The sequence below is a fragment of the Natronolimnobius baerhuensis genome (assembly GCF_002177135.1).
In the GTDB taxonomy this organism is placed as follows: domain Archaea; phylum Halobacteriota; class Halobacteria; order Halobacteriales; family Natrialbaceae; genus Natronolimnobius; species Natronolimnobius baerhuensis.
Window position 1 is genome coordinate 341,738 of record NZ_MWPH01000002.1, and the last position, 26,965, is coordinate 368,702.

The 26,965-nt window shown below is 60.2% G+C and carries 38 protein-coding genes and 1 tRNA gene; 11 read left to right on the forward strand and 28 right to left on the reverse strand.

Annotated features, from left to right (window positions below; translation table 11 throughout):
• The first annotated feature begins 305 nt into the window (after window positions 1–305).
• The 3 genes from coxB (at window position 306) to B2G88_RS07975 (ending at window position 4,412) form a co-directional block, all read left to right on the forward strand.
• The gene (coxB, locus tag B2G88_RS07965; RefSeq protein ID WP_087714936.1) at window positions 306–1,325 is read left to right on the forward strand and encodes a cytochrome c oxidase subunit II; all 1,020 of its coding nucleotides are present in this window, start codon (window positions 306–308) and stop codon (window positions 1,323–1,325) included.
• Window positions 1,322–3,820, forward strand: a complete 2,499-nt coding sequence (locus B2G88_RS07970) for a cbb3-type cytochrome c oxidase subunit I (protein WP_087714474.1) — start codon at window positions 1,322–1,324, stop codon at window positions 3,818–3,820. The genes coxB and B2G88_RS07970 overlap by 4 nt, the downstream gene beginning before the upstream one ends.
• A 325-nt stretch (window positions 3,821–4,145) precedes the next feature.
• Entirely contained in the window at window positions 4,146–4,412 is a 267-nt protein-coding gene (locus tag B2G88_RS07975) for a cytochrome C oxidase subunit IV family protein (protein ID WP_054863420.1), read from the forward strand.
• 660 nt (window positions 4,413–5,072) lie between these two features.
• On the opposite strand, the gene secY is transcribed toward B2G88_RS07975, so the two are convergent.
• From secY to B2G88_RS08100, 25 genes are read right to left on the reverse strand one after another with little or no spacing between them, the layout of a single operon-like run.
• Complete coding sequence (gene secY, locus B2G88_RS07980) at window positions 5,073–6,533, reverse strand: preprotein translocase subunit SecY (RefSeq protein WP_087714475.1); 1,461 nt, start codon at window positions 6,531–6,533, stop codon at window positions 5,073–5,075.
• A gap of 3 nt (window positions 6,534–6,536) precedes the next feature.
• Window positions 6,537–7,040 carry an uL15m family ribosomal protein gene (locus B2G88_RS07985; protein ID WP_087714476.1) on the reverse strand — a complete coding sequence of 168 codons (504 nt, stop codon included), beginning with the start codon at window positions 7,038–7,040 and terminating at the stop codon, window positions 6,537–6,539.
• 2 nt (window positions 7,041–7,042) lie between these two features.
• Complete coding sequence (locus B2G88_RS07990; RefSeq protein WP_087714477.1) at window positions 7,043–7,510, reverse strand: 50S ribosomal protein L30; 468 nt, start codon at window positions 7,508–7,510, stop codon at window positions 7,043–7,045.
• Window positions 7,510–8,166, reverse strand: coding sequence for a 30S ribosomal protein S5 (locus tag B2G88_RS07995; RefSeq protein WP_087714478.1), 657 nt, complete (start codon window positions 8,164–8,166; stop codon window positions 7,510–7,512). The genes B2G88_RS07990 and B2G88_RS07995 overlap by 1 nt, the downstream gene beginning before the upstream one ends.
• The gene (locus B2G88_RS08000; RefSeq protein WP_054863418.1) at window positions 8,163–8,711 is read right to left on the reverse strand and encodes a 50S ribosomal protein L18; all 549 of its coding nucleotides are present in this window, start codon (window positions 8,709–8,711) and stop codon (window positions 8,163–8,165) included. The genes B2G88_RS07995 and B2G88_RS08000 overlap by 4 nt, the downstream gene beginning before the upstream one ends.
• On the reverse strand, window positions 8,711–9,160 hold the full coding sequence (locus B2G88_RS08005) for a 50S ribosomal protein L19e (protein WP_087714479.1): 450 nt from the start codon (window positions 9,158–9,160) through the stop codon (window positions 8,711–8,713). Before B2G88_RS08005 ends, B2G88_RS08000 begins: the two co-directional genes overlap by 1 nt.
• Window positions 9,153–9,881 (reverse strand): 50S ribosomal protein L32e, encoded by a 729-nt coding sequence (locus tag B2G88_RS08010; protein ID WP_087714480.1) that lies wholly within the window; start codon window positions 9,879–9,881, stop codon window positions 9,153–9,155. Before B2G88_RS08010 ends, B2G88_RS08005 begins: the two co-directional genes overlap by 8 nt.
• Window positions 9,882–10,418, reverse strand: coding sequence for a 50S ribosomal protein L6 (locus B2G88_RS08015; RefSeq protein WP_054863415.1), 537 nt, complete (start codon window positions 10,416–10,418; stop codon window positions 9,882–9,884).
• A 2-nt stretch (window positions 10,419–10,420) separates the two neighbouring features.
• Window positions 10,421–10,813, reverse strand: a complete 393-nt coding sequence (locus tag B2G88_RS08020; protein ID WP_054863414.1) for a 30S ribosomal protein S8 — start codon at window positions 10,811–10,813, stop codon at window positions 10,421–10,423.
• A 1-nt stretch (window position 10,814) separates the two neighbouring features.
• A complete protein-coding gene (locus B2G88_RS08025; RefSeq protein WP_054863413.1) occupies window positions 10,815–11,012 on the reverse strand; it encodes a 30S ribosomal protein S14 in 198 nt (65 codons plus the stop codon).
• A complete protein-coding gene (locus B2G88_RS08030; RefSeq protein WP_087714481.1) occupies window positions 11,005–11,541 on the reverse strand; it encodes a 50S ribosomal protein L5 in 537 nt (178 codons plus the stop codon). The genes B2G88_RS08025 and B2G88_RS08030 overlap by 8 nt, the downstream gene beginning before the upstream one ends.
• Window positions 11,538–12,236, reverse strand: coding sequence for a 30S ribosomal protein S4e (locus B2G88_RS08035; RefSeq protein ID WP_054863411.1), 699 nt, complete (start codon window positions 12,234–12,236; stop codon window positions 11,538–11,540). Before B2G88_RS08035 ends, B2G88_RS08030 begins: the two co-directional genes overlap by 4 nt.
• Window positions 12,233–12,601 carry a 50S ribosomal protein L24 gene (gene rplX, locus B2G88_RS08040; protein WP_054863410.1) on the reverse strand — a complete coding sequence of 123 codons (369 nt, stop codon included), beginning with the start codon at window positions 12,599–12,601 and terminating at the stop codon, window positions 12,233–12,235. Before rplX ends, B2G88_RS08035 begins: the two co-directional genes overlap by 4 nt.
• Before the next feature lie 2 nt (window positions 12,602–12,603).
• Entirely contained in the window at window positions 12,604–13,002 is a 399-nt protein-coding gene (locus B2G88_RS08045) for a 50S ribosomal protein L14 (RefSeq protein ID WP_087714482.1), read from the reverse strand.
• Window positions 13,002–13,448, reverse strand: a complete 447-nt coding sequence (locus B2G88_RS08050) for a 30S ribosomal protein S17 (protein ID WP_087714483.1) — start codon at window positions 13,446–13,448, stop codon at window positions 13,002–13,004. The genes B2G88_RS08045 and B2G88_RS08050 overlap by 1 nt, the downstream gene beginning before the upstream one ends.
• The gene (locus B2G88_RS08055) at window positions 13,439–13,903 is read right to left on the reverse strand and encodes a ribonuclease P protein component 1 (protein ID WP_087714484.1); all 465 of its coding nucleotides are present in this window, start codon (window positions 13,901–13,903) and stop codon (window positions 13,439–13,441) included. Before B2G88_RS08055 ends, B2G88_RS08050 begins: the two co-directional genes overlap by 10 nt.
• Window positions 13,904–13,909: 6 nt before the next feature.
• Window positions 13,910–14,122 (reverse strand): 50S ribosomal protein L29, encoded by a 213-nt coding sequence (rpmC, locus tag B2G88_RS08060; RefSeq protein WP_054863407.1) that lies wholly within the window; start codon window positions 14,120–14,122, stop codon window positions 13,910–13,912.
• Window positions 14,122–15,108, reverse strand: a complete 987-nt coding sequence (locus B2G88_RS08065; RefSeq protein ID WP_087714485.1) for a 30S ribosomal protein S3 — start codon at window positions 15,106–15,108, stop codon at window positions 14,122–14,124. Before B2G88_RS08065 ends, rpmC begins: the two co-directional genes overlap by 1 nt.
• Window positions 15,108–15,587: a 50S ribosomal protein L22 gene (locus B2G88_RS08070; RefSeq protein ID WP_087714486.1), complete on the reverse strand. Its 480-nt coding sequence runs from the start codon at window positions 15,585–15,587 to the stop codon at window positions 15,108–15,110. The genes B2G88_RS08065 and B2G88_RS08070 overlap by 1 nt, the downstream gene beginning before the upstream one ends.
• A gap of 7 nt (window positions 15,588–15,594) precedes the next feature.
• On the reverse strand, window positions 15,595–16,020 hold the full coding sequence (locus B2G88_RS08075; RefSeq protein WP_054863404.1) for a 30S ribosomal protein S19: 426 nt from the start codon (window positions 16,018–16,020) through the stop codon (window positions 15,595–15,597).
• On the reverse strand, window positions 16,017–16,739 hold the full coding sequence (locus B2G88_RS08080; protein WP_087714487.1) for a 50S ribosomal protein L2: 723 nt from the start codon (window positions 16,737–16,739) through the stop codon (window positions 16,017–16,019). Before B2G88_RS08080 ends, B2G88_RS08075 begins: the two co-directional genes overlap by 4 nt.
• Before the next feature lie 2 nt (window positions 16,740–16,741).
• Window positions 16,742–16,996, reverse strand: coding sequence for a 50S ribosomal protein L23 (locus B2G88_RS08085; protein ID WP_054863403.1), 255 nt, complete (start codon window positions 16,994–16,996; stop codon window positions 16,742–16,744).
• A complete protein-coding gene (rpl4p, locus tag B2G88_RS08090) occupies window positions 16,993–17,745 on the reverse strand; it encodes a 50S ribosomal protein L4 (RefSeq protein WP_054863402.1) in 753 nt (250 codons plus the stop codon). Before rpl4p ends, B2G88_RS08085 begins: the two co-directional genes overlap by 4 nt.
• A gap of 3 nt (window positions 17,746–17,748) precedes the next feature.
• Window positions 17,749–18,771: a 50S ribosomal protein L3 gene (locus tag B2G88_RS08095; RefSeq protein ID WP_087714488.1), complete on the reverse strand. Its 1,023-nt coding sequence runs from the start codon at window positions 18,769–18,771 to the stop codon at window positions 17,749–17,751.
• A gap of 4 nt (window positions 18,772–18,775) precedes the next feature.
• Window positions 18,776–19,651: a putative RNA uridine N3 methyltransferase gene (locus B2G88_RS08100; RefSeq protein WP_087714489.1), complete on the reverse strand. Its 876-nt coding sequence runs from the start codon at window positions 19,649–19,651 to the stop codon at window positions 18,776–18,778.
• Between the two features lie 292 nt (window positions 19,652–19,943).
• Between B2G88_RS08100 and B2G88_RS08105 the strand changes: the two genes are divergently transcribed.
• Window positions 19,944–20,014 (forward strand) — tRNA-Gly (locus tag B2G88_RS08105).
• 187 nt (window positions 20,015–20,201) lie between these two features.
• Here B2G88_RS08105 and B2G88_RS08110 read toward each other — a convergent pair.
• Complete coding sequence (locus B2G88_RS08110) at window positions 20,202–20,612, reverse strand: GNAT family N-acetyltransferase (RefSeq protein ID WP_054863400.1); 411 nt, start codon at window positions 20,610–20,612, stop codon at window positions 20,202–20,204.
• A gap of 122 nt (window positions 20,613–20,734) precedes the next feature.
• Here B2G88_RS08110 and B2G88_RS08115 point away from each other — a divergent pair, with 122 nt between their 5' ends.
• The 5 genes from B2G88_RS08115 (at window position 20,735) to mch (ending at window position 23,193) form a co-directional block, all read left to right on the forward strand.
• Window positions 20,735–20,917 (forward strand): hypothetical protein, encoded by a 183-nt coding sequence (locus tag B2G88_RS08115; RefSeq protein ID WP_054863427.1) that lies wholly within the window; start codon window positions 20,735–20,737, stop codon window positions 20,915–20,917.
• A 180-nt stretch (window positions 20,918–21,097) separates the two neighbouring features.
• Window positions 21,098–21,463 carry a HalOD1 output domain-containing protein gene (locus tag B2G88_RS08120; protein WP_087714490.1) on the forward strand — a complete coding sequence of 122 codons (366 nt, stop codon included), beginning with the start codon at window positions 21,098–21,100 and terminating at the stop codon, window positions 21,461–21,463.
• 104 nt (window positions 21,464–21,567) lie between these two features.
• A complete protein-coding gene (locus B2G88_RS08125) occupies window positions 21,568–21,879 on the forward strand; it encodes an MTH1187 family thiamine-binding protein (protein WP_054863399.1) in 312 nt (103 codons plus the stop codon).
• A 45-nt stretch (window positions 21,880–21,924) separates the two neighbouring features.
• The gene (locus tag B2G88_RS08130; RefSeq protein WP_054863398.1) at window positions 21,925–22,134 is read left to right on the forward strand and encodes a heavy-metal-associated domain-containing protein; all 210 of its coding nucleotides are present in this window, start codon (window positions 21,925–21,927) and stop codon (window positions 22,132–22,134) included.
• A 120-nt stretch (window positions 22,135–22,254) separates the two neighbouring features.
• A complete protein-coding gene (gene mch, locus B2G88_RS08135; RefSeq protein ID WP_087714491.1) occupies window positions 22,255–23,193 on the forward strand; it encodes a methenyltetrahydromethanopterin cyclohydrolase in 939 nt (312 codons plus the stop codon).
• Between the two features lie 392 nt (window positions 23,194–23,585).
• On the opposite strand, the gene B2G88_RS08145 is transcribed toward mch, so the two are convergent.
• Entirely contained in the window at window positions 23,586–25,187 is a 1,602-nt protein-coding gene (locus B2G88_RS08145) for a GTPBP1 family GTP-binding protein (RefSeq protein ID WP_087714492.1), read from the reverse strand.
• Window positions 25,188–25,328: 141 nt separating this feature from the next.
• Between B2G88_RS08145 and B2G88_RS08150 the strand changes: the two genes are divergently transcribed.
• Both B2G88_RS08150 and B2G88_RS08155 read left to right on the forward strand, forming a co-directional pair.
• Window positions 25,329–25,541: a hypothetical protein gene (locus B2G88_RS08150; RefSeq protein WP_087714493.1), complete on the forward strand. Its 213-nt coding sequence runs from the start codon at window positions 25,329–25,331 to the stop codon at window positions 25,539–25,541.
• Window positions 25,542–25,543: 2 nt separating this feature from the next.
• A complete protein-coding gene (locus tag B2G88_RS08155) occupies window positions 25,544–25,795 on the forward strand; it encodes a hypothetical protein (RefSeq protein ID WP_054863396.1) in 252 nt (83 codons plus the stop codon).
• 350 nt (window positions 25,796–26,145) lie between these two features.
• Here the strand turns inward: B2G88_RS08155 and pyrF are convergent, their stop codons facing one another.
• On the reverse strand, window positions 26,146–26,946 hold the full coding sequence (pyrF, locus tag B2G88_RS08160) for an orotidine-5'-phosphate decarboxylase (RefSeq protein ID WP_087714494.1): 801 nt from the start codon (window positions 26,944–26,946) through the stop codon (window positions 26,146–26,148).
• Window positions 26,947–26,965 lie beyond the last annotated feature (19 nt).

Genomic DNA, 26,965 nt, shown 5'->3' on the forward strand with positions numbered 1-26,965 from the left:
TGGGTCTTTGAGTACTTGAAAGAGAGAGTCCCGAACAGGTTCGGATTGTGGCCCGTAATACTCCCTTGGAGCGCCATGATGAGTCCAGCCCACCGATAGAAAAAAGAGGACTGACTCCTACTCAACGCCCGAGGCACAGACAACGGGGAATCGAACTGCGCGGACGAAATCGCTGCGGGCCACCCGATGAGTCGGCCGAACACACGGCCGTTTCCAAATAGATAAGTGCCCCGGGCAACCATCGTCCGACATATAAGCGGCTTTCAATAGAGGTGAACACAATTTACAGTGCAATTATGATCCCGATGGAGGTTCGGACGCGTATCGATGTGTTCGAGGATATCTTCCTGGTCTTCCTCGCACTCGGTGCACTCGTCGGTATCGTCGTGGTCTCGTATACGCTCTATAACGCGTATAAGTACCGAGACACTGACGAGCGTCCCGACGACGAGGACCTACCAACCGTCGGGGAGCTACCGACAGGTGGAAAGGGCGGCAAAAAACTGTTTCTCTCGTTCGGGCTGAGTGCCATCATCGTTATCTCGCTCGTCGTCTGGACGTACGGCATGCTGCTGTACGTCGAAGACGGGCCGGACATGGACCCCGAAGACGCAATCGAAATCGAAGTCGAAGGGCAAGCCTTCTCGTGGAACTACGAGTACGAGAACGGCCTCGAGCCCGGACACCTTGTCGTTCCGGCTGATACCCCAGTCTGGCTCGAGGTGACCTCAATCGACGTCTGGCACAGCTACGGGATTACTGACTTACGGGTGAAAGCTGACGCAATCCCCGGTGAGTACGACGAAACCTGGTTCATGGCTGATGAACCGGGCGACTACCGCGCTGAGTGTTTCGAGCTGTGTGGCTTCGGTCACTCCGGCATGGACGATGACGTCGAAGTCATGAGTCAGGACAGCTACGAGGAGTGGCTCGACGAGCAGTTCACACTGACAATCGATCTCGAGGACGCTGCCGAAGAGCCGTTCACCGACGGCTTCGAACTTGAACTCGCACACGTCGAGAACGACGAGTTCGAGGACGACCTGAGTGGCACCTACACCGAGGAGTCCGACGAGTTCGAGAACGGTACCCTCGAGATTACGGAGTTCCGTCAGGGTGGCGACTACGACCTCGTCATTACGCCCGAAGACGGCGACCTCGAACCGGTCGAGGATACGATTGACTTCACGAGCGCAACAAGTGAGAGCTACACGCTCGAGGACCCAGACGCTGCGGAAGAAGAGGAGGATGACGAAGAAGAGAATGACGAAGACGATGAGGAAACGGACGATGAATCGGACACAGAGGAGGGTGACGACGAATGAGTGACCTTCCACCACAGACCACAATCAAACGGTGGCTGGTGACGACGAACCACAAGGATGTCGGGATCATGTATCTCGCCACCTCGCTGTTCTTCCTGCTGTTTGGCGGGGTCATGGCGCTGTTGTTCCGCGTCCACCTCTGGGAGCCGGGCGGAATCGGCCTCCTGACTGGGAACCAGTTCAACCAGGCCGTCACGGCACACGGGTTGTTGATGGTCTTTTGGTTCCTCTCGCCAATCGCAACCGGGTTTGCGAACTATCTCGTGCCGCTCCAGATCGGTGCGAAAGACCTCGCGTTCCCACGACTGAACGCACTGAGCTACTGGTTCTACCTGTTCTCGGGGATTCTCCTCGCGATTTCGTTCTTCCAGGGTGGCGCATACAGCGGTGGCTGGACACTGTACGCCCCGCTGAACGTACCAACGTACACGCCCGCGATGGAAGCAACGGCAGGTGGCACCGCAACAGTGCTTGCGTTGATGCTGTTTGTCTTCTCGATCACGGTCGGGACGGTGAACTTCCTCGTAACGATTCACCGCTCGCGCGCTGAGGGCCTCGGCCTCTGGAACATGCCGATGTTCACCTGGTCGTGGCTGCTGACGGTCTGGATGATGCTGTTTGCGTTCGCAGCACTGCTCGCTGCGTTACTCTTGCTCTCTGCAGACCGACTGCTCATCACGCAGTACTTCGCGACCGAACAGGGCTCGGGCCTGCTGTGGGCACACCTGTTCTGGTTCTTCGGCCATCCGGAGGTGTACATCGTCTTCTTCCCCGCGCTGGGGATCATGTTCGAGACGTTCCAGACCTTCTGTGGTCGGCGTCTCGTCGGTCGGAAGTGGGTCATCATCGCGATGGTTCTCGTGGCCGTCCAGTCGTTCCTCGTCTGGATGCACCACATGTTCCTGACGACGATCAACCTCGAGATCAAGACGCTGATGATGGCGACGACCATCGGGATCTCGCTACCCTTTGACCTGATGGTCTTCGCGCTGATCTACACGATGGTCAAGGGACGCGTCCGGTTTACGACGCCGTTCCTCTTTAGCCTCGGCGCGCTCGTGTTGTTCATCCTTGGCGGCATCACCGGGGTCTTCCTCGGTGCCGTCGTGCTCGACTACGAGTTCCGTGGCACCTACTGGGTCGTTGCCCACTTCCACTACGTGATGGTCTCCGGGGTCACCGCGTTGGTTGGTGGCCTCTACTACTGGTGGCCAAAAATCACCGGAAAGATGTACTCCGAGGCACTCGGGAAACTCAACTTCGCCGTCTACTTCATCGGCTTCAATATGTTGTACTTCCCGCTGTTCCTCGCCTGGGAAACCCCACGACGTGTCTTCCACTTCGACGGCGGCATGCAGACTTACCATCAGGTCGCGACCGTCGGGGCGTTCATCCTCGGCGCGTCCTTCCTGATCATGTTCTACACCTTCGCAAAGAGTTGGGTCTCCGGTCCCGACGCACCGGACAACCCATGGGAGTTCTCCCGCACCGCAGAGTGGGCGATTCCATCCCCACCACCGCTTGACAACTGGTCCGGCCGCCCAAGCTACGCCAGTGGCCGCCTCGAGTTCGTCGAGGACTCGCCGGCCGCAACTGACGGTGGCGTCGCACAGAAACACGACGCGACCGGCGAGGAGATCGCACACGGCGACGGCGAACACGCCGACCACGCCAGCATCTGGCCACTCGGGATCGGCTTCGGGACATTCGTGTTGTTCCTCGGACTCTCCGGTCTGACGCCGTACGTCATCAACTTCGCAGAACAAGCGGCTGCCGATACCGGAACTGAGGACGCACTACAGAACCTCGTCGGCATGTCGAACGAGCCGAACATCATCTACCCAATCCTGATCGGACTGGGTATCGTGATCCTCGCCTACGTGCTGTTCAAGTTCGGTGTTGAGGACTTCAACGCCCCTGAGATGGCCATCGCGGAACGCTGGCCGTTCGAAGGCGTCGGCAACACGAAGCTTGGTGTCTGGGTGTTCCTCGCCTCGGACATCGTCGTCTTCGGTGCCGCAATCGGGGCGTTCGTCTTCATGCGCATCCACATGGGCTGGGACGCCTGGGCGCTCGAGACGATCCAGTGGGCCGGCCTCCTGAACACGTACATCCTGTTGACCTCGAGTTTCACGGTCATCCTGGCGCTGGTGTTCGCTGAACGCAAGAACAAGACAGGCCTGCTTGCGACGATGGGCGCAACGCTGTTGCTCGCAACGACGTTCATGGGCGTCAAAGCCTACGAGTACAGCGCCAAATTCGCCGAAGGCGAGTACTGGTGGTACGGCCTCGAGTACTCGATCTACTACGTGACGACGGGACTGCACGCGCTGCACGTCCTCCTCGGAATGCTCATCGCTGTGTTCATGATCTACCGGATCCTGAGCATCGATGCCTACCTCGAGGATCACCGTCCAGTGGAGTTCTTCGGGCTCTACTGGCACTTCGTCGACATCGTGTGGGTCTTCCTGTTCCCACTGTTCTACCTGTTCTAGCGACCTCGCGTCGCAGTCGTCTTTTTGCTGTTTCCTGTCCGAGACACTAGTGACACCTCTCGATGGCCCACACTCTGAGTGGAATGTGTGCCCAGACAGGCCGTCTCGATGATCCACAACTATGTGTTCTCGGTCGCCGAGCCGACTGATCAGCACCGACTCGGACCGGTTATGAACAACTCGAGAGAAGTACCGTTGTGATGGCACGGAGCGCGAATCGTCCACCCGTACATGTTCAGACAGTCACTGCACCAAAAGCCATGTTTCTGCCCTCGAGCGGAGACATGAGGAAGGTATAAGTGGGCGACACCCACATAGAATAGCAATGGCTGACATTCGAACATACACCCTGATCTACGTTGCATTGCTGGCATTGGGGACGGGCAAGTTCGTCTTCTTCTCGTTCCCCGAGATTTTCTCCTACTGGATGGCATTCGCGGGAACAATCGTCCTTGCAATCATCAAGTCCCTCCTGATTGCCGCGTACTTCCAGCACCTGATCGAAGAGCCTCGAGCAATCACGTACATGGTCAGCGTCGCCGTGTTCATGGTCCTGTTGCTGACCATCGCTGCGGGCTACTCGATCCAGTAAGCCCGTCTCGCAGGGAGACCAGACCAGCGAGCAAACCGAACCGAACACACTGTTTTCGGCTGGAGCTTTCAACTCACTTTGCAGGACGCTACCGAGTCAGTATTACAGCTACGTCGCGATCTCGAGACACTCACACGCAGTTCTGAGCCGAACGGGATATCGCCTCGAGTGACGACCCCCATCACTCTCTGGTACAGATGGCCACTTAGTCACTCTATCTCTCCCCCATCGGTAGCGACGTATGGGCCACGTGCACGGCTAACTGTCTGCGGTGTTGCGTACGGTACTCATCACACAGTCAGTGCTGCACTGCCACCGCACAGTGAGGAACTCCCACTTGGCTAGACGACGACACGGCACACAACAGCGGTCATCGAGGTCACAGTCGACAACCACGACCTGTGCAGTGACCAATGTCTCGAGACAGCCGGCATGTATGTGGTCGGCACACTCGAGACCTCGAGCGAGCGTCACACTACGCTGTCGTCACTGTCCGACTCGAGGCACGCGAGAGCCGTTCGAACCGATCAGAACGGACTGTGTTGCTCTCAGGAGGTGAGTGATTGGTACAACACAACCCCATACAGGTGCCTAGAGACGGGTTGTTCACACGAAGAGAAAGAAACGAACGTGTTCAGCCGGGAGCTGCTCCCAGCGCGGTTACTCCTTGCCGAACATCTGGCGCATCATCGGATGCATTTCCATCATCTGCTCCTCGGCGATCTCCTCGTACAGTTTGTACGTAATGGAGACAGCGAGCAGCAGACCCGTTCCGGTAACAGCTCCGATGGTGCCGAGCATGTTCGCCATGACGGCGAGCAGGCCGACCAGTGCGCCGCCGATGACGGTCACTTGCGGGATGTACCGCTCCATAACCTTCTCGATGACGCCGACGTTCTGTCGGAATCCGGGGATCTGCATCCCGGAGTTCTGGATCTGTCGGGCCGTTGCCTCTGGACCCATGTTCGTCGTCTCGACCCAGAAGATCGCGAAGATCGCGCCGCCGACGATCATGAACGTCAGGTCGACGGAGACGCGGATCATGACCTGCCAGGCATCCTGCGAAACGGCAGCAGTCCACCACATCCAATCATCCGGACTGTAGATCGGTGCGGTGTAGTAGAAGAACCCACTGGCGGGTTGATCGTCAGTGTAGGTTCCAAGCACGGCTGGCATGCTCTCTCCCATCTGGGAGTAGATGATCTGACCCATGAACTGGATGTTCGCCTGCAGGGCGCGAACGAGGATCATTGGCAGGACGCTCGCGTAGATGAGCTTCACTGGGAAGCGTCCACGGGCACCCTTGACGCGGGCGTGGCTGAGTGGAATCTCCACGCGGACGGACTCGGCGTAGACGACGACCGAGAAGATCAGGACCGTCGTAAACAGCGCGACGATCTGTCCACCCTCGTGTGAGAGCAAGAAGAACAGCCCATCACTCGAGAGCACGTCCACGTTCATTTGGCCGGTGATGATCTGATACCAGCTGTAGAAGAATCCCTCTTCGTTCAGCGAGAGGAATCCAGCGACGAGGCGCTGGCTCACACCGGCGATAATGAACAGGCCGATCCCGCTGCCGATCCCCCACTTACTGACGACCTCGTCCATATACAGGATGAGGATCCCGCCAATGAACACCTGGAGGAAGATCAGCAACTGGACCTCGAAGCTTCCCAGCGTCAGCCCACCGATTGATAGGGCTGGTTGTGCTGGAAGGAAGCCGCCGGCAAACACCATCGGCAGTGCTGTCAGGGCCGTCATCACGATGACGAGCAGCTTCTGCAGTCCCTGATAGAGGATCTGATCTCGAGGATCGTCGGTGTTGAGTCCGAGGAGGTTTGCACCGCCAAGTAACTGCATGACGATGCTCGCCGTGACGATTGGGCCGATACCGACCTGCAACAGCGAGCCGTGCTCACCGGCGAGGATCGCACGGAACTCGCCGAAGAGGTCAGTCGCCCCACTTGCCGTCCCCAGGAGGGTGACGTTCGTCAGGAAGAAGTACAACACGAGGATCCCTGCCGTCCAGGCGAGCTTGCGCTTGAACGGCACGTGCCCTTCCGGACGCTGCACTGCGGGCATCCGCGTCAGGACCGGTTCAGCGGCTTCCTTCCATCCCATCTGTTAGTCCTCGCTCTGTTCGTCGTCGTCAGCCTCGGCGTCGGCCGCTGCCTCGGCTGCGTCCTGGGCTCGCTGCGAAAGGACTGCCTCGCCGCCGGCGTCCTCGAGTTTTGCCTCGGCTGCGTCCGAGAAGGCATCTGCCGTGATCTCGAGTGCGTTGCGGACCTGGCCGGAGCCGAGCACTTTCACGGTGTCGACTTCGTGGCCATCTTCGACGACGTCGCGTGCATCGATTGCATAGCCGTCGTCGGTTTCGTCGGCAACGTCTTCAGCGACGTAGAGGATTGCGTCCTCGTCGAGTTTCTGGACGTCGATTTCCGCGACGTTGTCGCGAATGCCGTCCGGTCGCTTGAAGCCGTGTTTGCCCTTCGGTTCGTAGTTGTGGAACTCGTGTTTGCTACGCCCGGCGCGTCCGCGACCACCGCGATGGCCCGCACCACGTCGATTCTTGTGGGAGCCGCCGCTGTGCGTGCGCGATCCGCGCTGGCGTCGTTTTTTGCTCGTCATGGTTATCGCATCGATTCTAAGAGGTCGTTAATCTCGTCCGTTGTATGCTTTCCGAGTTGGCCGCCCTCGACCGTCGGCTTCTTGATGCCGCCGTGGCCACCACGCGGTGGGTGCAGTCGCAGCGTTGGCGACAGTCCCTCATCACGGAGCGTTGTTTCCTCGGCAAGCAGTGCCTCTGCGAGTGCGTCGAAGTCGTCGTAGTCGGTGTTCTCGGCGAGCCACTCAGCATCGACATCGGACTGTCGACCCTCGAGTGGTTCAGCACGCTTTGCAAGCAGCGTCGAGAGCACGTCGGCTTCGGGTTCGCCGTGGGCGACGTAGTCGTTGACCTTGTCGACCATTCCCGTGTACGCGCTCGTCTCGGGGACGAGTGCACAGTGGTTGACGCTGTGGATGTTGAGCATCTCCAGGGTGTCCTGGATGTCCTGATTGCGGTTGACTTCTCCGCGGACTTGCACGATTGCCTTCATCACTCAGACACCTCCGCTTCCTCGGAGCTAATTGTCCCGCGCTCTCGTGGCTGGCGCGACTGCGATGCGTTCTCGAGGGCGTTGAACGTTGCCTTTGCGAGATTCACAGTCGTTCGGGTGTTGCCGTGGCTCTTGGTCCAGGCGTTTTCGATGCCGGCCAGATCGAGGACGGCGTGGACGGTGTCACTCGCGGCGAGTCCAAGCCCTTCAGGGGCTGGGATGACCTCGACCTCGACGGAGCCGGCTTTGCCGGTCGTTCGTCGGGTCAGCGAGTGTGGTCGGTCCGAACGGTCTTCCCACGACCCGGAGCCGCGGGGGACCTTGATCATGTTCAGTTTCGCGATGCCGATTGCCTTTTGGATGGCAGAGCCGACCTGATCGTCTCGTCCTTCCGCATAGCCAACGTAGCCATCGCGGTTGCCGACGGCGACGACGCAACGGAACTTCACGCGTCGTCCGGAGTCGGTCATGCGCTGGACCATGTTGATGTCCAGGACTTCGTCGTCCAGTCCGGGGAGGAGCTGGTCAACGATTTCGGGCTCTTTGAGCGGGAGCCCCGAGTTGAGAGCGACGTCCATCGAATCGATGTCGCCCTCCTGGACTTTGCGGCCGAGACGGGTGACGGGTTCCCATCCACTGTCGTTGTAGTTACTCATTCGAGGATCGCCTCTCGTACGTCGTCAAAGTGCTCTGGAAGGTCCGCTGCGTCGAAGTCACCGCTATACAGCGGCTCATCGAGCTGTTCTGCGTACTCAGCGATGTGCTCGCCACGCGTACGCTCCCAGTCTGCGAGCACACTGTCGCTGTGTGGAATCTCGAGACCGGCGTCGATTGCGCCTTCCTGCACGGCGAACACCTTGTTACCAGGCGTTGCCGTGTTGAGACCGATATCGAGGACTGCTTCCTCGAGTCCGGCCTCGACGGCTTGCTGTCCGGCCAGCAGGCCGGTCAGATATGCCGCGGAAATGTTACTCGTGGGGGCTTCCCAACCGTACTCCTCGAGATCGCTCGAGTGTGCGCTTGCGAGCGTCTCGTCGCCGTTGGGTCCGGGAACGATCAGCTGCGCCGTAGTGTGCTTGTTGCTCTTTCGAGCGACGAGACGGGGCTTACCCGACTTCAGCAGGCGCAACCTCTGGTGGTAGTCCGTCCGGACCTCGCGCCGACGTCGCATCGGCACCTTGTATCGTGGTCCTGTTGCCATTATTGGTCACCGTAGTTGTCGTCAATGTAGTTCAACAGGTACCGGACACTTCGGAACTCGCCACCGCCAGCCTTCTTGTAAAGCTCGCGGTACTGCGTGGGCGTCAGTTCGCCCTTGTCGCGGAGTTCGCGGAGTTTCCGGCGCTGTGCACGAATCTTTGCCTGCCAGTCTTCTTTCTCGTTCTGGCGTGCGCCTTTCTTGCCGCGGCGCTTTCCTGGGCCCTTCTGGTGACCGTAGGAACGCTTTGCGTTGCGTTCGCGAGCACGGCCACGAGAGTTGCCTTTGGCATCTTCGGCCTGAATGCGACCGTCATCGACGAGTTCGCGGATCTCGTCGCGGGTGATCGCTTCGGCGATGTCGCCCTGGGCATCAGGGTCGAGCCAGATGCGGTTCTCGCCAACGTCGAGGACGTCAGCTGCCAGTCGCTTCTGTGCGGAAAGATCAGTCATCTGATTCCACCTCGACTTCCTCGTAGGTTGGGTTCAGGACGCGAACGTCCTGTTCCTCGGCCTGCTCCTCGATCCGTTCGCGCTTGCGTGCACCAACGGCCGAGGCGATGCGGACTGCCTGCGTGTCGCCATCGACACCCTCGAGGTCGTCCGTGTTCTGAACGTAGACCTCTTCGAAACCGCTTGGGTGTTTGCCCCGAACAGCGGTCGGCGTTCGGTAGCCGGCTTCGACCTTCGGGCCTTTGCCTTTGATACCGCGGCGCTGCTTCGAGAGCTGTCCGCGTGGGCGACGCCAGGATTCTGGCGTCCGCTTTTTCATGTGGTAGTCCTGGCGGTTGAACTGCGGCTTGCCCTCGGTTTTGCGGCGCTCGAGCAGACGTGCTTCCTCGTCGGAAAGCTCCGGCGTCTTCTCGGTCAGGCCGCGGGCCTGCAGTTCGGTTTCGACATCTTCGGCAGCCTCATCGGCTTCCTCGTCGCCGCCTTCGTCTTCGATCTCGGCTTCGGTGTCCTCACTTACCTCGAGGTCACCGACGTCAGCCTTGATACGGGCAGCGAGTGCGTTTCCGACGCCCTCGGCTTCGGCCAGGTCGTCCTGGTCGGCCTCTTTGACGTCGTCGATGGACTCGAAGCCAGCCTCTCGCAGTGCGTCGGCTTTGCTCGCGCCGACACCACTGATGTCCTCGAGTTCCTGTGGTTCGTCGTTTGCGTTATCGTCTGCCATCTAGTAGACACCTCCTTTGGCGGGTTTCTCGGTGATGTAGACCCCGTCCTGGAAGACGCGGGTGTCCTTGCCGCTGACGCGTGTCAGCTGCTCGATGTCTGCCGCCGTCTGACCGACGTCCTCTTTGTTCGGGCCGGAGAGGACGAGTCGTTCGTCGTCGACGGAGACGTCGGTGTCACCATGGATAGTCGTACGTCGCGGTGCCTTTTCGCCGAGGAAGTTCTCGATGACGATGTCGTCGCCTTCATTGCGGACCTGCATCGGGAAGTGAGAGTAGTAGACTTCCATCGTGTACTCCCAGCCCTCGGTCACGCCATGGAAAGCGTTGCTCAGGTGGCTCTCGAAGGTTCCGACGGTCGCGTTCGTCTTTGCGTCCTCGGATTCGCTTTCGATTACCACACTGTCGTCTTCCACATCGACGGTCACGTCGGGGTACCAGAGGCGGCGGGTAACGCTGCCTTCTGGACCGTCGACGGTCACATCGAGATGGTCTGTCTCGACGGTTACGTTGTCAGGGATTTCCAGTTCGACTCGCATTGTTAGTAGACGTATGCGATAACCTGACCACCGATTCCCAGCTCACGAGCCTCGTAGTGGCTCATGATGCCGTTACTCGTCGTGACGACGAGCGCACCGAAGTCTCGAGCGGGAAGGAACCGTTTCTCCCATTTCTCGAACTCCTCGGCAGTGGCACTGTAGCGGGGCTTGACGGGGCCACACTCGTTGATCGCTCCAGTTAGTTCAACCTCGAACTGTCCGGCTTTACCGTCATCGACGAAGTCAAAGCCGTCGATGTACCCGCGGTCATAGAAGACCTCGAGTACGCTGCCGATTTCGTTCGAGGCGGGTGATACCTCGTGAGTCAGATGTCCGACACTTTCGGCGTTGTCGAGTCCCGAAAGCGCGTTACTGAGTGGATCATTTCCGGTCATGTTATCGATACTTCTTGAATCCCATATCGCGGGCGATTTCACGGAAGCACTGGCGACAGAGGTTGATGTCGTACTTGCCGACAAGCCCCTGTTTACGGCCACAGCGCTGGCACTGCTCCATCTGGCCAGTTCGCTTTGCCGTGTGCTCACCCGTGCGATCAGCGGCGGTAGTTTCGGTTTCGGTTTCGCTTTCACTCATCCTCAGGGTCCTCCACGGTGACGTCGAATGTCGACTCGAGGAACGAAGCGGCGTCCTCGGGCGTGAGTCGGTGATTCGATGGGATCGAGCGTGTCGCCTTGTCGCGTTTGGCGATACGATAGCCCGGACGCACCAGGTTGACGGTGACGTCCAGCCCGAAGATCCCGACGCTCGGATCGTACTCTTGGCTTGGGAACTCGGTGTGTTCCTCGACGCCGAAACTGAAGTTGCCGGTGTCGTCGAACTGACTGAGCGACAACTCAGCGAGTGGAAGTGCTGTCTCGAGGAAGTCGGCGGCGTCCTCGCCACGGAGGGTGACCTTCGTTCCGATTGGGTCGCCCTGGCGGATACCGAAGTCAGGCTCAGTTCGCTGAGCCTGGGTACGGACGCTTTCTTGGGACGTGATTTCCTCGATGATGTCTTCGGCTTTTCCGAGTTCGCGACCACCCTGACCGACGCCCATGTGGACGACGACCTTTTCGACGGTTGGCTCGCGCATCTCGTGGAAGCCGCTGTCAGCTTCGCTCATTCATCATCACCCGTAAAGTTCTCGTCGATAACAACGACGTACTCTTCGACGGTTTCGAACTCGTCATCGTCAGTCGAGACGGTGACAGTGTTCGAGCCGCTGCCGAGTGTCACGTCAATTGCGTCGACCTCGCCAATCTTGCCACCGTGGTTACCACGGATAGCGGTGACGAGTGCGCCCTCTTCGTACGGGAAGTGAGCAACAATCGACTTGTCGTCGTTGTCGACGACAATCGAATCTTTCGCGGAGTACTCATCGTCGTCGACGATGACGTTCGTGCCATCGTGCAGCGTCAGCTGGGTATCGCCACCCGGAATCTGCTGCTTGCCGTCGATCTTGCCGAGGCGGCTGTCTGCCGCATCAGCATCGATCTCGGTCAGCGACAGCCGACCGCCCTCGTCAGGGAAGACGCGATAGTATTCTTCGCGGCCGGGGAACGCCAGAATGTCGAAGATCCCGATTGGACGCTGCTCGTCGTTGATCGGCTGTCCGTTGACGAGAATTGCGTCCTCCGAGAGCGCATACCGTGCTTCCTTCGTCGAGTCGACGTACTCGAGGACGTCCCGAAGCAGGACGACCAGTGGCACGCCTTCCTCACCGTGCGGGCCAGCTCCGGCCTTGACGGTGAAGGTGTCGGTCTTGCGCTCGACCGGCCAGGTCTTTGGTACTGAGAGTCGTTTCTGGTGTTTCGTCATTCGTTATCACCTTCGGACTCGCCCTCGAGACGGGCCTCTCGGCGCTCGTCCTCGAGCGTGAGTTCCGTAATGCGGACGTTGGACGGATCGACCGGGCGGGGAACTTCCTCGCCGTCGGCCGTCTCGACCGTGACGTCCTCAACGTGAATCGTGCCGTTCTCGAGGATTGCTTTGAGAACCTCGCCGGTGTCGCCGGCGTAGTCCCCACGCATGACCTCGACCGTGTCGCCCGCGTTGACGCGGGTTCGACGGGTGTCGTACTCCTCGCGGAGTTCGTCGGACAGCGTTGCGTGGAGCTGTTTCTGCCGCTTGTGAAGCGGTGCGCGCTCCGTCTGAATCCGCTGTTTGTGTGGTTGCTTGCTCATAGTTAGACGATCATCGTCGCGGTGGAGGCAATTGCACCGAAGCGCTCTGCGACTTCGCGAGCGATTGGCCCTTTGATTTCCGTACCGCGGGGCTCTTCGTTCTCGTCGATGATGACCGCCGCGTTGTCCTCAAACTTGAGGCGGGTGCCATCCGGTCGGCGGACCGATTTCCGCTGACGAACGATGACTGCCTCGAGGACCTGTCGGCGCATCTCCGGGGTACCCTTCGTGACCGAAACGGTCACTTTGTCACCGAGACCCGCCTTTGGCTGGCGGCTCTTGGTGCCGTGGTATCCTGCTACGCTGATGACTTTGAGTTCGCGTGCGCCCGTGTTGTCGGCACACGTGATCAGCGAGCCTTTCTTCAGTCCCTGAGTGACGTCGGCTTTCATTGCCTCCATTACTCTTCACCCTGGGCTGTGTCTGCGTCATCCGCAGCGAGATCATCGGCGGAGAGTTCCGGCTCAGGCTCTGCCTGACCGGTCAACTCGGCGATATCCTCTGCGGTTGCCTCTTCAGTTATTTCGACGACCACATGCGATTTCGTCTTCGACAGTGGTCGGGTCTCTGCGATTTTGACCGAGTCGCCAACCGAGAGCGGCTCGAGCACGCCTGGCACGTGTGCCGGGATGCGCGAGCGTCGTTTCATGTAGCGGTCGTACTTCGGAACCGCGACATCGTACTCTCGTTCGACGACTACGGTCTTGTCCATGCCCGTCGAGACGACGGTCCCCTCGAGGACCTGCCCTCGAACGGAGAGTTCGCCGTAGAACGGACACTTCTCGTAGTCGTATTCCTCCGGATTATCTGGTTCCGGAGGGGTTTCAACGTCTAATCCTATTGCCATGGTGAATCACCACTAGTTTCCGTGCGTCGGGCGGGTCGTGAGAGCAATCGCGAACCATCGACCGTAACGTAGGCTACGCCCTCGCCAGCAGCGTGGTGATGGTCAGATGAACCATCGCCACGACAGCCAACGGCATCGCCGTCGGCTCGGTCTGCGTCAGCGGACGTTTTGTCCGCCGATGCAGGTTGAGTGTCGGCCAGTTTGGACGCAGTCCCCAACTCCTTCGCGGAGTCGGCGGCTTCATCTGTGATCGCGAACTCGAACGTCGAGCCCGACTTTGGCACTGTAACGACCCGAGATTCGCCATCCGTTCGAATCTCTATCGAGAGAGTCTTCGTCGTCTCGATGACGACACGCCCCGAAATGCCGACCCGCGAATCGTCGGTACTCTCGACGACGCGGACCGCCAATCCGTTGAGTTCGTGTCGCGGTAGGGTCTCGGGTGTCAGTGCCATTGTGTGTTATTCGTCGTCGAAGTCGCCTTCTTCCGTCTGGATCGTCTTGATCCGAGCGATGGTGCGGCTAATCTCGCCGATTCGACCCGGGTTCTCCGGAGCACCACCAGCTGCGAGGACGGACTTCTGGTTCAGCAGTTCCGTCTCGAGTTCCTCGAGTTCTTCCTCCCGTTCGGCAGGCGTCATATCGCGGATCTCTGCGACGTGGAGAATTGCCATCAGGCGTCACCTCCCTCGTCTGCGTCTTCGTCGTCTGCGTCGGCATCAGCGTCCTCGTCTTCCATCTCCGCGACGAGTTCTTCTGCTTCCGCTTCGACATCCTCTTCGAGTTCCTCGAGTTCCTCTTCGATTTCGTCGTCTTCCTCAGGGACCTCGACGTCTTCGAAGTCGTCGTCGGCGTCAGCCTCGACTTCTTCTTCGATGACTTCCTCGACGACCTCTTCGTCAAGGTCGCCCTCGTCGTCAGCAGCGGTCTCGACGGCGTCCTCAGCAGGCGCTTCGACACCCTCCGCGGTTGCCTCGGCCTCCTCTGGTTCGCCCTCGAGCAGTTCCTCGACACCCTCGGCCTCGTTGGCCTCGACGGCGTCAGGGACGAGTTCCTCGGGGTCCAGATCTTCGTGAACGCCGAAGTCGTCGGGCAACTCGGCTCCTGGCGGGATGATTTTGACGTCAACCCCGATGGTACCGAGTTTCATCACTGCGACGCCCTGGCCGTGGTCGACGACCTCTTCGGCGGGCTCGCCGTTGTGCTTGATGTAGCCGCGGTTGAACTTCTCAACGCGCGAGCGAGCGCCCGTCACCTTTCCGGAGAGGACGATCTCGGCACCGAGTGCACCGGCTTCCATGATGCGGTCAATCGTCGTGTGACCAGCTTTCCGGAAGTACCAGCCACGCTCGAGTGCGTTAGCCAGTCGGTCTGCGACGATTCGTGCGTTCAGGTCCGGTTCGTCGACTTCCTGAACGTCGACCTGTGGGTCCTCGAGGTTGAACTGCTCTTCGAGGGCCGTCGTGACCTTCCGGATGTTCTCGCCGCCTTTGCCGATGACCATCCCGGGCTTTTCGGCCTTGAGGACGATCTGGGTTCCCATCGGCGTCTTGGCGACGTCCATGCCACCGTAGCCTGCACGACCGAGTTCTTCCTGGAAGAACTCGTCGATCTGTGACCGCTGCAGGCCGTTTTCGATGAATTGGTGTTCGTCAGCCATTAGTTCTCGTCCTCCGTTTCTTCGTCGACTTCCTCGACGATGATCTCGACATCGACCTGTGGCGTGTTCCACGCCGAGGCACGCCCCATTGCACGGGGCTTGCGGCCGACCGATTCGCCGACCTTGTGGGCGGCGACGTGGGTAATCTCCATCGACGAACCGTCAAAGCCCTGCTGGTCCGCGTTGGCCTCGACGTTCTCGAGGAGATCGAGGAATTCACCCGAGACCTTCTCGGGGTACTTGCCGGCGTCCCAGCCCTCGATGTCCGAGCGGTGACCCGCGCCGGAGTTGTGGGACTTGAACGGAACGGACTGTTCCTCGTCGATGACGTCCTGAAGGTACGCCTGTGCGTCCGCAACGGTGCGGCCTTTGATTGCACGGGCGACTTCCTTGCTGTGCTTGTTGCTCATGTGACGCTCCCGAAGCATCGCTTTCGCGGTTGTGTCCGGGTCGGCGTCGACTGAGTAGTTGATTCCCATACGATGATCACTTCAGTGGGACGAACTTCGACGAACGAGTTGCACCGATACCAGCCTGTCCGTGCTCGACGGAGTTACGGGTCAGCTGGAACTCTCCGAGATAATGACCGATCATCTCGGGATCGATGCGGACGCGCTCGAATGACTGTCCGTTGTAGACCTCGAAGGTCAGTCCAACGAACTCCGGCAGCACCGGCATGTCGCGCAGGTGCGTTCGGATCGGCGCGTTCGCCGTCTCCTCTTCGCCTTTGCCGCGGGCCTTCTCGAGAAGCTTTTGCTTCTCAACGGAGAGGCCGCGCTTGACACTTCGCCGCTTGCGTGCGGGCAGCAGTTCTGCGACTTCCTCGAGCTCCAGATCCTGCAGCTCGTCGAGTGTATGACCGCGGTAGGTGAAGTCTTCACCTTCACGGCCGGTTCGGTACTCTTGGCTCATTTGTTTCCACCTCGGCCGGTGCTGCGCGAGGCGATGTCACCGACTTTGCGTCCCGGCGGGGCGTCCCGCGAGACGGATTTTGGTTTTCCGGGGTGCTGGCGGCCACCGCCACCGAATGGGTGGTCGACGGCGTTCATTGCGACACCGCGGACGCGAGGCCACTTGGTCCCGCGCGCTTTCATTTTGTGGTACTTGTTCCCTGCTTTGACCATTGGCTTTTCCGTCCGTCCGCCGCCGGCGACGACGCCGACGGTGGCTCGGCACTGTGGATCGAGGCGCTTGACCTCGCCACTTGGGAGTTGTACGACCGCAGCCGAGCGGTCGTGGGTGATCAGGTCTGCGTTGGTCCCCCCGGCACGGGCGAACTTGCCGCCATCGCCTGGGTTGGACTCGACGTTACAGACCGGAACCCCTTCGGGGATCTCAGCGAGGGGAAGCGTGTTCCCCGGCTTGATCTCCGCAGAGACACCGACCTGAATCTCCTCACCAACGGCGACGCCTTCGGGGACGAGAACGAGACGCTGCTCGCCGTCCTCGAACTCGATGGCCGCAATCGGTGCGGAGCGTGCAGGGTCGTGTTCGATGTCGACGACCGTTCCGCGGACGACATCGTTGTCTTCGGCCTTCTTGTGGTCGAGTTTCGCCTTGTATCGGTGCGACGGGGCACGGAACGTGGACGTACCGCGACCACGACGCTGTCCTTGAATTCGTCGTCCCATCGTCAGAACACCCCGATTCGAGAGGCGACTTCCTGCGCGTCGTCCTCTTCAGCGAGTCTGATGATTGCTTTCTTCTTGCCTTTCATCGTTACCTGCGTGTTGATGTTGTCGACCGTGACATCAAAGCGCTCCTCGACAATATCCCGAATCTCGGGTTTGGAGGCATCCGGGTTGCAAACGAACTGGAGCTTGTTCTCAAAGTCCATGTCGTTCATCGCCTTCTCGGTCACGAGTGGGTGCTCGATGATCGTGCTCATCGGTCTGCCACCTCCTCGAGTGCGCTTTCGGTCCAGACGGTGAGTCGACCTGGCTGTGCGCCAGGTGCGAGGTCCTCAGCGTTGACCTCTGCAGCCGTCGTCACGTCCGCACCAGCGAGGTTCCGTGCCGCACGGGACGGGCCGGACTCGCTCGAGGTGACGAACAGAATCGACGTCGGCGTCTGGTACTTCCGGCCACGGGCTTTCCCCTGTCCGGATCGGACGTTGCGACCGTCGTCTGCACGCTGGATGTCAGCCTCGAGGCCTGCTGCCTCGAGGAAGGAGACGACCTCCTGCGTTTTGACGAGGTCTTCGAACTCATCGGAGACGACGACTGGAATCTCGGCGTCGTCGTCGAACTGGTGACCGCGCTCGGCGACGAGTTCGGCGTCCGTCGTTGCCGCGATGGCGCTGCGGACGGCCAGTTTCTTTGCTTTCGTGTTGATCGATTCGGACTGGTCTTTCTCGGCCTTTGGCGGGTGAGCCTTTCGTCCTTTGATAGCCTGGGGAACGCGTCGTGCGCGTCCGTCCTGTCGTGGGACGTGGGCCATCCCGCGGCCACTACCGAACGATTCGGCTGGCGTTCGCTTGCCAGCGAATTCGTCGGCACCGTAGTCCTGTTTCCGGTTTGCCTGGGCGACGTTGACGGCACGGGTGATCAGGTCCGGGCGGTACTGGGTCTCGAAGACCGCCGGAAGATCGACCGACCCTGCGTCGGAGCCGTCCAGGTCGCGTACTGTTGCTTCCATGTGTTATCCCTGGTTAGATGCGGTGGAGACGTACCGAACCTCGGGATCGAGGCGTGGCTGGTCTCCAGGTCGGATCGCCGGGCGGAAGCGCACGAGGCGCTTGTTTGGCCCGGGGAGCGAGCCCTTGATCAACGCGTGCGGGCCGTCGACTTCGCCGTAGTTGACGAAACCGCCGTCGACCGTCGCGTCTGCGCCATCGCCGATATCGACGAGGCGCTTGTTCAGTTCCGTCCGCTGGTGATACCCGGTCTGTCCCTGCTGTGGGACCGTCGACCGAACACGGGACGGATTCCAGGGGCCAAGGTTCCCGATGCGGCGGCGCCATCCCTGCCGGGCGTGCTTGCCCTTTCGTTTCTGGACGCCCCATCGCTTGACGGGTCCTTGAGTCCCTTTCCCTTTCGTGACGCCGCTTGCGTCGACGTACTCGCCGGCGCGGAACATGTCGTTCATGACGTGTTCGCCACCGTCTTCCTCGAGCAGTTCGAGGCCGTAGTCGACGCGGTCGGAAATCGAGCCACCGCCAACGCGCGTCTCCATCACGTCCGGTTTCTTCTTCGGCATCGAGGGAAGGTCCCCCGGAACCGTATGCGTGATGACGCGGACGTCGTCAACGCGACCTTCCTCGAGAAGGCCACGGAGTTCGTCTGCGGATGCGTCGGTGTTGTAGTCGTCACCGGGAAGGTCGAGAACACGGTCGAGTTCGGAAACGAACTCGTCGGTCCAGACCTCGGTAACCGGCTGTTTTCCGTACGGCGTGTCTTCGTACGCACGCAGAGCAACGGCGCGCATTGGCGGCGTCTCCACGATCGTTACAGGGACGGTCTGTTCCATCCCTTCGGTCGGCGAGTTCGCTTTATCGTCGACCATAACGACGTGGGTCATGCCGGCCTTATAGCCCGCGAAACCCTGGAGCGTCGGCTGTCCATCGTCTTCCGGCCACGAATTGAAGCGTGGGACCTCGCTGGTCGCACGCTTTCGTGGGCCGAAACCGAGTGAGCCTTTGCGTGGTGAATTTGCTTGTGGCATTCTATCACTCTTGCAGTGAGAGGGGAGCGAGGGTGGCGAACAGAGCTTCTTCCGTTCGTACCACCTTGCTGCCCTGGTTCGGAACCGTATTCAGCCAGAGGTCGAACCCTAGATCGGTGGGTTCGACGTCGACTCTGTCATCCACGTCAGCTGCGTCGTACGCAGCCACAACGTCGGATGCCTCGATTCCGAGGATTTCCGGCAGCCCTCTCTCGGGCGCACCGAACGCAACGGTCATTCCGTCACGGTCGACGCGTCCGGCCAGCGTCTCGAGTCGTCCCACGGTAAGTTCCGCACCATGGCGAGACGACGCGATACAAACGCCGGCGTCCTCACGGCCGAGAGCTGTCGAAAGGTCCGTCCGCTCGACGCTGAGCCCCGGAAGGGGGCCGTCGACGAGTTTCGCCCGGACCGGTCGTCGCGAAGAGATCCTGACGGTCACGCGCTCCCCCTCGGCGACCTCCATCGATGGAGGCGTATTGAGGGAGATCGGGTGTTGCAAGCCGCAATTGACCCGGACGCGCCCTTCAGGTCCGACCTCGGTCACGATTCCTTGTCTTGTCGACCCCGAACCGTTCGATTCGGAGCCGGTCTGTGACACCGCGCGCAGCGGTGGCAAGACCCCAACGTACTCTAGTTCGTCTCGCATCCCCCATGCCTCGTTGCGGAGGTATGGTGGGGTTGCGGCGTACCGCAGAACGGTACTGACGAACCCATCATCGAATCGCCCGGTTTCGCCGTCCCGATCTGGGTAGACGATGAGGCGATCCGCCCGGAAGATCGTCGCCGCGCGGGCGACGTATCCAAGTTTGCGAGTTGCCTCGCGTTTGTCCTCGGCTTCACGGGAGAGTGACGACGGCACGAGTACGTTGACGGTCATGCCGAAACGCTTCGGCGCCGCGTCACTAGACTGTAGCGTTTTGTTGCGGACAAGGTCTTAAAAGGATAGCGGATTCGATCCCGGCTGTGACGCTCTCACACCCTCGAATTCGTGTGTTACAGACACACACTCTCGAGCGTTGATCAGAAACGAGTGACAGTCGCTGAATACAGACAGAGTTGCCGGCAGTGTGTATTCGTGATGGGGGCACCCACCGTGGTGCCGTATGGCGATGCCGGAACAATTCGTAGGCCTTATATATCCACCCGGCAGTAGGTATGAATGCAACAGGGCGCTGGTAGTGTAGTGGTATCACGTGACCTTGCCATGGTCACAACCTGGGTTCAAATCCCAGCCAGCGCACTTCTACGACGAACAACTTCGACGAGCACCGCGTAGCGTGTGCTCGTCATCCGTGAGTCGTGAAGTCGCACTGGATTTGAACGAGAGAAGTCACAGCCCGAGAGCGAACGCAGTGAGCGAGCTGGAATGTCTTCGCGTTGTTCAAATCCCAGCCAGCGCGTACTCAACACCCTCGAGCACCCCACAATTAGACTTCCTTCTCGAGGATGTAGCCCCACTGTTCGTATCCACGGGCAGTGTAGTACTGGTGCACCTGCGATTTGGCCAGCGGCGAGGCCAGTCCAATGACGTCGCACTCGTTCGACGACGCCCACTCCTCGACGTATTCCAAGAGTGCTGTTCCGTAGCCCTCGCCTCGATGGGGTTCGTTGACGACGAAATCATAGAGCCAGGCGTGGCGGGTGTGATGCAGAAAGTCATCGATTCTGACGCCGGCGACGGCGACCAGCTCATCCTCGAGGAATCCGCCAATAAGCGTGTACTCCTCCTGAGCTGTCCAGGCCATAATCTCCGCCGGGGACGTGTCGGTCCACAACTGCTGGAGAATCGGGACTGCCAGGCGTCGGTCAGCGTCACTGGAGAGGTGTCGAATATCCATATGAAATACTGTTAGACCAGCTACAAATGTGTGCTGGCGAGCCAGGTGGGAGAGATCAACGCCGGTTTGCGATAGTGGGAGCCGGACAACGACTTTTGGTCCTCGAGCGAGAACACCAGCGTATGTTTCGCCGTTTCCTCGCCCGCGTGCGCGAATGGGTTTCCATTGCGGACCCAGACGAGCGAATCGACGGCTCCGGTGAGGCCATTGTCTCACCGCAGCATCGCCGCTCGCTCGAGGCGGATCGGGAACTCGAGCGACTGAGCGAGCACGCAGAAGATCGCGACCGGGAGCAGAAGAAGTGAGTGCTGAAACAGTGCCTGTGGGTCCCGAGGGAAGGCTCTCGAGGGAGTCTTGTATCCAATTCGTTTGACGACTGGTTCCAGAATCCGTAATTCACGAATGTGAACTAATAGGGGTGGCGGTTTACTTTTATAGCAGGGATTACTATGCGTCAATAGACGATTGACCGACGAGAGATAGCAATGCAAACGGAAACCTCACACGCCACAGAGACGGACGAGCCACAATATGACCAGACCAATGACCGCTATGTCTTCCACCACGACGTCGATGGGACGGCGACGATTACGACCACCATCGTCCACGCGCTAGCGTCGATTGCAGAGACCGACGTCTCCCAGGGCGAGTTCTCGCTCTACGATAGCATCGACCCCGATGCGCTTGACCGACTCTTCCGTCCGAAAGCAGACGGCACCGAGCGAACTGGGGGCCACGTCGCGTTTACCGCCCTCGAGTACGAGGTGTTCGTCTACGCGAACGGCGACGTCATCATTTACCCACCGTCAGAGACTAGTCCGGGTCGCGGTCGCCATCGTCAGTCGAACTGACGGCGAGTCCGTCCGGTATTTTCCGTCGCTGTCTCCTGCGAGGCGTTCACGCTCCAGTACCGACAGCCCTCGAGTTTAGGTAGCTCCCGGCCATCGGTGTCGGTATGACGGTTATCGCACTATTGAGCGTCGCACCGGTTATCGAAGACAGCATGGCGTCGGAAGTCGCGAAGGCAGTCGACGCCCTCGAGGCATACGACGTGACTTACGAGACGAACCCGATGGGGACGGTGATCGAAGCCGACGACACTGACGAGCTGTTCGCGGCCGCCCAGGCAGCCCACGAGGCAGTCGACGGCGACCGCGTGAGTACGGTGTTGAAAATCGACGACAAACGTGGCCAAGAGCAGTCGGCCGACCGGAAAGTCGACGCCGTCGAAGACGCCTTAGGGCGACCTGCCCGAAGCGACGAGTAAGACGGCGAGCACAACGCTCACTTCCCTCGAGCCCAAAGCGCTCGTATGGAACAGACCACACTCGAGGTCACCGGCATGTCCTGTGGCGGCTGCGAGAAAAACGTCACTGAGGCACTCGAGGCGCTATCGGGCGTCTCGGCGGCACGGGCAAGCCACGAGGACGACGAGGTCCGCGTCGAACACGATGGGGAGACCATTGACGAGGAGACGATTGCAACGACGGTCGCGGACGCCGGCTACGAGCCAGCGATCTGATCGACAGTCGGCAGACGCGACTTCGATATCGAAGGTGAAATCACCGAACAGCTGCTCGAGTCAGACGCACGTCTGACACGAACTGACAAACTGTTTTACGCCGGAGGCTGAACTGGGGGTATGGAAAGTCTCAATCGCATGGCTATCGAGTTGGTCGACGAGGCCCTCGACTACGCCGAGGAGCTTAACGTCGGCGGCTACGATCTCGAAAACGAGGCGACGGTGCTTGATTTCGGCCTCGAGTTCGACGGTGGCGTCGAAGCGGGACTGTTGCTGACGGAGATTCAGACGGCGGGATTGGCGACGCCGAGCCATGAACTCGGCGACGTCGATGGGGTTCCGATTCCACACGTCGAACTCACGACCGACCAGCCGGCACTCTCGCTGTTGTGCTCCCAGAAGGCAGGCTGGGAGCTGACGACTGAGGATTTCGAGGGACTGGGAAGCGGCCCCGCACGGGCGCTCGTCGCCGAAGAAGAGGAGTTCCGGCGCGTCGGCTACACGGATGCGTTCGATCTGACTGCGCTGGCGGTCGAAACGGACGTCCATCCGACCGAGGCAGCAGCCGAGCAGGTCGCTGATCTCGCGGAAGTCGAGACGAGCAGCGTTTTCTTGCTCGCGTATCAGACGGCGAGCCTCGTCGGAAGTATCACGAACGCTGCACGCGTCGCCGAACTCGCAACCTTCCGGCTGGTTGAACTCGGCTACGACCCGCTCGATATTGTCTCCGCAACGGGTCGTGCGCCGGTTGCGCCGGTTGCAGACGACGAACAGACTGCGATTGCCCGGACCAACGATGCGATTGCCTACGGAGGCACCGCACATGTGACGGTCCGCGAGGATGCCGACACGGAGGTCTTCGAGTCAGTACCATCGACAGCGGCCGAGGACCACGGCCGGCCGTTCGGCGAGGTCTTCGACGACCTCGAGTGGGACTTTTCGGAAGTTCCGTCGGATCTGTTCGCGCCAGCGACCATCACAATCGACGTCCTCGGTGGGCCAACGTACGTCTACGGCGAGACTGACGAGGAACTGGTCGCAGAGTCGTTCAATCTCTAACCCTCGAGGGTCTGGGTCTCGGATGGTGTGGTTCGTTCAGTGGTTTCGACGTAGTGGGAGACGATGAGCGTACCAGCGCGAACGAGGACGGAGAGACAGGCAGTGAGTGTTGCAACTGAGAACGCGATACGCCATACTCCTCCAGTTGCTTGTAGCAGTTCAAACAGAGGATGTGGCAGTGAGAGAACGGGTCGTAAAAGCGCAAGTGACAGTTGAGAGAGTATACCAACGAGGGCGGTAATCACGGCCCAAGCAGCAAAGATGCCAACGAGGATAAGCGATTCCGACAACGCCCACCGAAAGCGGCCCTGCGGGGATTCAGGGATCATCGAGCAGCAGAAAGTCCCTCTCGAGTAAAATTCTACCGAAGTGACGAATGCACCGAGAGAGCGTTACTCCATCGGGTGGACATCGGTAACCGTGCCGACGCCCTTGGAGTGGCCCTCACGGAAGACGAACTTTTGGCCTTCCTCGACGAGATACGGGCGGAACTTGAACCGAACGGTGGTTTCGCCGGTGTCACCGGGCAGAAGACGACCGTCTTCGGGATGGAAGGCGGCGGCTTCGCCGATGGTCTCTAAGTGGACGACGGGTTCGTAGCCGTCGCCGATTCTGGTGGGATGATTGAGTACCATCACTTCGGCTTCGAACTCGCGGACAGGTTGGGGATCTGCCTCCCGCGGGAGCAAGACCATGCCGCGCTCGATGGCGCTCTCTTTGATTCCTTTCAGGGCGATACCGACGATTCGGCCCGCCTGAGCTTGGTCGACGCGGTGGTAGTGCATCTCAATCGAGCGCACTTCGACCTCCTGAAATCGCCCGTCTGGCATCGGCCCGAGTAGGAGTTCGTCGCCGGCTTCGACTTCTCCGGACATGACGGTCCCCGAGGCAACCGCGCCCACGCCGGTCACGGAGTAGCTGCGGTCGACGTACATCCGGAACTCGCCCATATCCTGGGACGTTTTCGGCAGCCGGTCGAACAGTTCGTCCAGCGTCTCGAGGCCATCCATGGTGATCGCGCTGGTTTCGACGATGGGGACGACGCGCTCGCCGATTTCCTCGATGGCGGCGTCGACGCCGTGGCGGGCGACCCGCAGCGGCGATTTATCGACTTCCCGGAGGAGGGCTTCGACTTCGCGTTCGACTTCTTCGACGCGGTCGTCGCTGACGGCGTCAGTTTTCGTGATCGCAACAATGGTCGGTAGTTCCGTCGCGAGCAAGACGCCGAGGTGTTCGCGCGTGGTCCGCGTGGGGCCGTCATCGGCGGCAACGACGAGCATGCCATAGTCGAGTTTCTGGCCGACGAGGCCGCGGATCGTGGTGCGCAACCAGGGTTCGTGGCCGACGGTGTCGACGAACGAGACGAGTCGGTCGGCTTCCTCGACGACGGCTGCACGGTCTGCTTTCCGGTTCGGATTTCGCACGCGAACGGGACCGTCGTCATCGAAGCCGTAGACGGCATACGAGAGATCCGCTGAAAGCCCGCGTTCGACTTCGTGGGGCTGGACGTCAAGGAACGACCGGGTCGCGCCGTTGCCGTCGTCGGCCTGGCCAGTCACAAGTGAGCCCACGAGCGTACTCTTGCCGTGATCGACGTGGCCTGCCGTCCCGACGACGACGTGTTCATCATCGGTCTCGAGGACGCTGCCTTCGTGGACCAACGCGACACCCACTAACCCGTCGTTGACGCCCCAGGTCTGGACGTCGTCGATGTGGGCGTCGGCTTCCTCAGCGAGCAAGGAAAGAACGTCCATCGTCTCCGAAAAGGTATCAGGGTCGATGCCAGCGAGGCCACCACTGTCAGTGACGCCGACGACGTAGGTCGCTTCACCGTCGCCAGACAGCAAGCGATGTCGAAGTTGGGCTGCCAGACTCTCGCGTCGTCCACCCTCGAGGTGGACATCACGTGACAGCCGCTCTTTGAATTCGACGTTGCCTCCGTCCTGTTCGCCACGGTCCAGGGCTCGCTCGAGGAGAGCCCGGTCACGGCTCATACACATCGATAGCGCCTCACGCAGCAAAAGCTTTCTCGTCACATGATAACTCGGAACACAGTACTGGTGCCAACTACGTGTGCCATGCTACCGTGTGTCTTCCCACCCCGGTTTCAAGACGCTCGAGCGCCTACAACCTGTATGAGCGTCAGTGGCCTCTGTCAGATCTGTGAGTCCCGGCCGGCCGAGGAGCGCTGTGAGAACTGTGGGACGCTCGCCTGTGAACAACACTACGAGCGGGCGATGGGGCTGTGTGCTGACTGCGCGACGCAAGCGCAGCCTGGAATGGGCGACAGTGAATCCGAGCCAAACGTCGATACGAGTCACGACGACGTCGACGTCAATCGGTTCTAATCGTGACCTCACTGCGCGATCTGCTCGCCGAATCGCTGGCAATCGGCGAGACAGTACCGGTCAAACTCGAGCAGACCGACGACGGCGAGGCTCTCGTCGCGGCTCATCCTCGAGAGAGCAGTCCACTGGATATCGTCATTGTCGACGGCGAGGAGTTACTCGAGGAGTGGCCGCCGACCGAACCAGTAGCGGTCGAAATTATCGGGGAAGTGGTCGATGGACGCGTTGCGGGACGCATCGTTGAGTCAGCGTAAATCCGCCGTCATGCGGACTGGTATACGCCATATTCGGTCACTCTGTCTTCTATCAAGTGAGTCGGACCATCAGAACAACAACCGTCTCAGATGGTGGTCTGGTGGTGATTTATCACCTCGGGTCGTCAACTCACCGTATGGGATCACTTGGAACAGTCATCGCCATCGTGGCTCTCTTCGGCGTCGGCTACTCGTATCTCCGCTGGTACTGGGACGATGACACCGGACTCAACAGCGAACTGTTCGACTGAGACGGATTGCTGTACCGCTGTACCGGCATAACCACGACCTGTTGGCGGTTGCGCCGGAACTGACGGACAGGAAACCGTCTGAATGAGAACACGTGTTCGTTATTCCCGATACTGATTGAGTCGTTTCTTGAGCCGTTTGGCTGCCTGTTCGCTTGCCGTTGCGAACTCAGTACCCTGATTTTCGCCAGCGAAGATGATCCCGCGCGAGGAGTTGATAAGCCCGACTTCTCCCGAGAGCCCGTACTCAACTGCAGCCTCCGCGTCGCCACCCTGTGCGCCCACGCCGGGGACAAGGAAGGGGAGGTCCGGTACCTGTTCGCGTAATTCCTCGAGTTCTTCGGCTTTCGTTGCGCCGACGACGAGGCCGACGTTGTCGTTATCGTTCCAGAGGTCCGCCAGTGCGGCAATGCGCTCGTAGACTTGTTCGCCACTCTCGAGTTCGAGATCCTGCAGATCCTCGCCACCAGGGTTCGAGGTTCGACAGAGGATGAAGACACCAGCCTCCTCGTTCGACAGGAACGGCTGCAACGAGTCCCGGCCCATGTAGGGGTTGACCGTGATCGCATCGACGGTCTCGAGAATCTGGGCGTACTGGCGGGTTGTGTTGCCGATATCGGCGCGTTTGGCATCCAAGAGGACGGGAACGTCCTTCCCGTGGGCGTACGCGATGGTTTCCTCGAGGGCGGCCCACCCGTCTGGGTCCTCATAGAAGGCTGCATTGGGTTTGTAGACCGCAGCGTGTTCGTGTGTCGCGTCGATGATCCGCCGATTGAACGCCCATCGCGGCAGGTCGTAGTCCGACAAATGGTTCGGGATACGGGCGGGATCCGGGTCGAGTCCGACGCTAACGACGCTGTTGACCATCCGAATGCGGTCGTGCAACCGATCAAAGAAGTTCATGGACACGAGTGACGCCGCA